Source organism: Galactobacter sp. (assembly GCF_022712295.1).
Taxonomy (GTDB): domain Bacteria; phylum Actinomycetota; class Actinomycetes; order Actinomycetales; family Micrococcaceae; genus Galactobacter.
On sequence record NZ_JALAGT010000126.1, the window covers coordinates 1 to 5,046 of the forward strand.

At 64.7% G+C, this 5,046-nt stretch carries 5 protein-coding genes; 3 read left to right on the forward strand and 2 right to left on the reverse strand.

What is annotated here, in order from left to right; genetic code table 11:
* Both Q0A15_RS09505 and Q0A15_RS09510 read right to left on the reverse strand, forming a co-directional pair.
* Positions 1 to 660, reverse strand: a 660-nt coding sequence (locus tag Q0A15_RS09505) for a LytTR family DNA-binding domain-containing protein (protein WP_291279291.1), incomplete at its 3' end; no start/stop codon positions are given.
* An 11-nt stretch (positions 661 to 671) separates the two neighbouring features.
* A complete protein-coding gene (locus Q0A15_RS09510) occupies positions 672 to 1,937 on the reverse strand; it encodes a sensor histidine kinase (protein ID WP_291279292.1) in 1,266 nt (421 codons plus the stop codon).
* A 236-nt stretch (positions 1,938 to 2,173) separates the two neighbouring features.
* Between Q0A15_RS09510 and Q0A15_RS09515 the strand changes: the two genes are divergently transcribed.
* From Q0A15_RS09515 to Q0A15_RS09525, 3 genes are all read left to right on the forward strand, one after another.
* On the forward strand, positions 2,174 to 2,539 hold the full coding sequence (locus Q0A15_RS09515) for a DUF485 domain-containing protein (protein ID WP_291279293.1): 366 nt from the start codon (positions 2,174 to 2,176) through the stop codon (positions 2,537 to 2,539).
* Positions 2,539 to 4,161 carry a cation acetate symporter gene (locus tag Q0A15_RS09520; RefSeq protein WP_291279294.1) on the forward strand — a complete coding sequence of 541 codons (1,623 nt, stop codon included), beginning with the start codon at positions 2,539 to 2,541 and terminating at the stop codon, positions 4,159 to 4,161. The genes Q0A15_RS09515 and Q0A15_RS09520 overlap by 1 nt, the downstream gene beginning before the upstream one ends.
* Positions 4,162 to 4,337: 176 nt before the next feature.
* Positions 4,338 to 4,643, forward strand: coding sequence for a nucleotidyltransferase domain-containing protein (locus tag Q0A15_RS09525; protein ID WP_291279295.1), 306 nt, complete (start codon positions 4,338 to 4,340; stop codon positions 4,641 to 4,643).
* The last annotated feature ends 403 nt before the right edge of the window (positions 4,644 to 5,046 follow it).

Consider the following 5,046-nt stretch of genomic DNA (forward strand, 5'->3'; position numbering starts at 1 on the left):
CATCACCCCGGTCTGCTTGGACACCGATTCCACGGCACCCAGCCGCACCAGCGCGGAGCGATGAACCCGGATGAAACCGTGTTCCTCCCACCGCTGCTCCAGGTCGGAGAGGGACACTCGCTCCAGGAAGCTCCCGCGGGCGGTGTGAACTCGGGCATAGTCGCCAGCTGCCGTGACGTGCGTGATCTCGGAGAGTTTCACCCGTACGGAGGTGTCGCCCTGGGACAGCAGCAAACTCTCTTCCTCGGGTTCCGCCGCTGCGGCCTGCGCCGCGGAGGACGCCGCGACGTCACGCTTCTGCCTTCGCTCCGCCACCCGCGTGACCATCTCAGCCAGTCGCTGAGACCGCACCGGCTTGAGCAGGTAGTCCACCGCGGCCAGGTCATAGGCCTCCACGGCGTGGGAGGCATCAGCGGTCACGAAGACCAGATCGGGGGCGGAGGCGAAACGGCGTAACACCCCTGCCAATTCCAGGCCATTGAGCCCAGGCATATGGATGTCCAACAGCACCAGATCCACCGCGTGTTCCTGCAGGGTCTTCAGCGCCGCAGTGCCGGTCCGCGCGGTGAACACGGTTCCCACGCGGGAATCACGGGACAACAGGAACTCCAGCTCATTGAGGGCCGGTATCTCGTCGTCCACCACCAGCACAGAGATCACGTCGGTTCCTTTCATCGTGGCTCACCTGTACTGAGCTTGGGGCCCGCACCGAGCTTGGGGACTGCATCGAGTTTCGGGTGTCCGGCTTTCGCCGGAATCTGATCATCGAGGCCCTTCGCGGCAGCCGGATGGAACTTCGGCAGATGCAGCATCACCGCGGTGCCCTGCCCCGGAGCGGTATCCACCGCCAAGGCTGCCGAGGGGCCGTAGAGCTGCCGCAGGCGCTGATCCACGTTGCGCAGGCCCACATGGCTGCCGCTCCCGGTGCCCCTGAGCACGGAACGGATCTGTTCCGGGTCGGCGCCCACACCGTCGTCCTCCACCGTGACCAGAGCGTGGTCGCCGGCGTCGCGGACCGTGATGCTGATGTGCCCGCCATCCTCCAACGGCTCGATCCCGTGGCGCACGGCATTCTCCACCAGCGGCTGCAGACACAGCAGTGGCAGCGGCATGGACACCACCTCGGGGTCCACCTCCGTACGAACGTGCAGCCGTTCCCCGAAGCGCGCGCGTTCCAGGGCCAGATAGGACCCGATGGCGGTCAGCTCCTCGCTCAAGGTCGTGAACTCCGCCTGGCGCCGGAACGAGTACCGGGTGAAATCCGCGAATTCCAACACCAGGTCACGCGCCCGCTCCGGATCCGTGTGGATGAAGGAGGCAATCGCGTTCAACGAGTTGTAGATGAAGTGCGGGCTGATCTGAGCCCGCAACGCCCGCACCTCGGCCTCGGCCAACACCGCACGTTGGGATTCCAATTCGGACACGCCCAACTGGGCGGACACCCACGTGGCCGTGTCCTCCACGGCCCTGACCATGGAGGCATCGGTTCCCAGCACCGCGACCTCGATGGCGCCCACGCGCCTCTTGCCCACCCGCAAAGGCGAGACGACCACGTGCCACACGCGGGCGCCGTCGGGCACCTTGCGGACCTTGGTCCGCTCCGCGCCGGGCCCCTCACCCAACCCCTTGGGTGAATAGCCCTCAGGCCATTCTCCGTGCGCGGCCAGCAACGAATGCGAGTCCAACAACGCCACACCCTGCGAACCCAACAACCGCTGCAGTGCCACGGCTGCCGTCTGCGCACGCTCGGCATCGAGCCCCTGCTGCAGCACCGGCGCCGTTGCCGCCACCTGATGTAACAGCTCCAAACGAGCGGCATCGTCACTGCCGAGACTGCGGTCCCTGCGGAGGAAGCGGAGCACAATCGTCGCGGCGAGGGCCACGAAGAACACCGAGGCGCTCGCCGCGAGCACCAGCTGCGCTGCGACGGGAAGCATGAACTCAAGCCTAGGTGACTCTGCTCACCCGACACACCGTCGGGCGACCGTTCGGCGACCAGTTCTGACCGTTCGGCGCACTGAGTCCGCCTCACGGCGATCAGGGTCGTGCTGAGTTGGAAATGCGCCTGTGGCGTAGAGCACACTCTCAAGTGGTTCGTGATGTGCGTCACGCGTTGCGAGCTCCGGCAGCGCAACGAGGCTCTGCCGTGTTCCCTTGAGGAGGCATCCACGCAATGACATCCGTACCCACGCCGGCCCCGGAGGACTTCGTCCGGGCCCAGGGGGAGGAGCGTTTCCAGAATCTGCGCAAACATCACCGCAGTTTCGCTTTCCCCATGACCGTCTTCTTCCTCGCCTGGTATCTGCTCTACGTGGTGTTCGCGGCGTTCCTGCCGGACTTCATGAGCATCAAGGTCGTCGGAAACATCAACCTCGGCCTCGTCTGGGGCCTATTGCAGTTCGTCTCCACGTTCGTCATCACCTCGATGTACGTGTCGCACGCGAACAAGAAGATCGATCCGGAGGCTGCGGCCATCCGTGAGGAGTTGGAGCTCGCCGCCCTCAACGAGGCGCGCGCAGCCGGTAGGGGGAACAACTGATGAACACCGAGACCCTGCTCGCCTTCGGAAAGACCACCGTAGGCAACTCCTGGATCAACATCGGCATCTTCGCCGCATTCGTGCTCGTCACCCTGATCGTGGTGTTCCGTGCTTCGAAGAACAACAAGTCCGCCGCAGACTTCCTGGCCGGCGGCCGTGGCTTCTCCGGAGCCCAGAACGGTATCGCCATCTCCGGTGACTACCTCTCAGCCGCCTCGTTCCTCGGCATCGTGGGTGCCATCGCCCTCTACGGTTACGACGGATTCCTCTACTCCATCGGCTTCCTGGTGGCCTGGCTGGTGGCCCTGCTGCTCGTCGCCGAGCTGCTGCGCAACACCGGTAAGTTCACCATGGCGGATGTGCTCTCCTTCCGCCTGAAGCAGAAGCCCGTGCGTATTGCCGCGGCCATCACGACCCTGGCCGTCTGCCTCTTCTACCTGCTTGCACAGATGGCCGGTGCCGGTGGCCTCGTGGCCCTTCTGCTCGGCATCCCGGACAAGGCAGGACAGTCCGTGGTCATCGCCGTGGTCGGTGCGCTCATGATTCTCTACGTGCTGGTTGGCGGCATGAAGGGCACCACCTGGGTGCAGATCATCAAGGCCACCCTGCTGGTCCTCGGTGCGGGCGTCATGACCGTCTGGGCGCTGGCGATGCACGGGTTCAACCTCTCCGAGATCATGGGCGACGCCGTTGCCGCAGCCGGTGGCAACACCGGCCTGCTGGAGCCCGGTGCCAAGTACGGAGCCAACTTCCCGACCTCCAACATCGACTTCATCTCCCTGGGCTTGGCCCTGGTGCTCGGTACCGCGGGTCTGCCGCACGTGCTGATGCGCTTCTACACGGTGCCCACCGCCAAGGAGGCACGTAAGTCCGTGGTCTGGGCCATCTGGATCATCGGCGCGTTCTACCTCTTCACCCTGGTGCTCGGCTACGCCGCAGGCGCCATGATCGGCCCCGAGAAGATCGCGTCCGCACCCGGTGGCGAGAACGCTGCGGCCCCGCTGCTGGCGTACGAACTCGGCGGATCGGTCCTGCTCGGCGTGATCGCCGCGGTGGCTTTCGCGACCATCCTCGCGGTGGTTGCCGGCCTGGCGATCACCGCTGCGGCCTCCTTCTCCCACGACATCTATGGATCCGTGATCAAGAAGGGCAAGGCCACCTCGGAGCAGGAGGTCAAGGTCTCCCGCTGGACCATCGTGGTCATCGGCATCGTCGCGATCGTGGGCGGTATCGGCGCCAACGGTCAGAACGTGGCCTTCCTGGTGGCCCTGGCCTTCGCGGTCGCCGCCTCGGCCAACCTGCCCACCATCCTGTACTCGCTGTTCTGGAAGCGCTTCACCACCCGTGGCGCGCTGTGGTCCATGTACGGCGGCCTGGGATCGTCGCTGTTCCTGATCATCTTCTCCCCGGTCATGTCCGGTGGCCCCACCTCCATGATCCAGGGCGTGGACTTCCACTGGTTCCCGCTGTCCAACCCCGGCCTGATCTCCATCCCGCTGGCGTTCATCCTCGGTTGGCTCGGTTCCATCACCGACAAGACCAAGGAGAGTGCGGAACTCGCGGCCGAGATGGAAGTGCGTTCCCTCACCGGTATCGGTGCGGAGCCACCCACCCATCACTGACCCGCCAGGGTCCTGACAACCCCCAGGGGCGTCGCAGCGAACGGGCTGCGGCGCCCCTGGCGTTTGCTCCACACCACCATGTCCGACGACGCAACGCGCCCAGGTGCCGAAAGGCACCTGGGCGCGTTGTCGTGTGGCCTCTGTCGCTTGGGTGCCCCATTTGAGAGACTGACCCTATGCAGACGGCCATCCATCTTGATGTTGATGCGATCGCTCGCGCGTGTGAAGAGCATGGTGTGGAGCGGCTACGTGTCTTCGGGTCCGTGCTGACCGACCGCTTCGACCCGGCCTCCAGCGATGTCGATTTCTTGGTTACGTTCCTGCCGGGCCGAGAGGATCTGTTTCACGACTACTTTGAGTTCAAGTCCGACTTGGAAAGAATTGTCGGGAATGACATCGATCTCATCATGGAGCGTGCGGTGAAGAACCCGTACTTCAAAGCCGCTGCTCTCAAAGGTTCTCAGGATGTCTATGCGGCCTGACGCACCTGCGCATCTGTGGGATGCAGTTGAAGCAGCTAGATCGGTTACTGTCTTTGTGCGGGGTAAGACCCTCACTGCATTCGAAGATGATTTGCTCGTCCGGTCTGCAGTAGAGCGTCAGCTGGAGATCCTTGGAGAGGCGCTGAACAGATTGCGCCGATGCGACCCCGCGATACGCGCCCAGGTGCCTTTCGGCACCTGGGCGCGTGTCATGCCGTCGGGCATGGCAATGTCGATGGTGGGGCGGCCGGATCAGGCCAGCTCGAGGATGTCCTCGCTGACCACGGCTGCGCGGGCCACGGCGAAGTCCTTGGTCTCCCCGATCTTCACGAAGCCGCGGCGTTCCAGGATCTTGTGGGTGCCTATGTTGTCCGAGACCACGCGGGCGCGCACGGGGCGGGCG

Bases quoted from the DNA above. Each gene is read 5' to 3' on its own strand.
- Q0A15_RS09510 (WP_291279292.1), bottom strand. From the start codon at position 1,937: ATGCTTCCCGTCGCAGCGCAGCTGGTGCTCGCGGCGAGCGCCTCGGTG.
- Q0A15_RS09515 (WP_291279293.1), top strand. From the start codon at position 2,174: ATGACATCCGTACCCACGCCGGCCCCGGAGGACTTCGTCCGGGCCCAG.
- Q0A15_RS09520 (WP_291279294.1), top strand. From the start codon at position 2,539: ATGAACACCGAGACCCTGCTCGCCTTCGGAAAGACCACCGTAGGCAAC.
- Q0A15_RS09525 (WP_291279295.1), top strand. From the start codon at position 4,338: ATGCAGACGGCCATCCATCTTGATGTTGATGCGATCGCTCGCGCGTGT.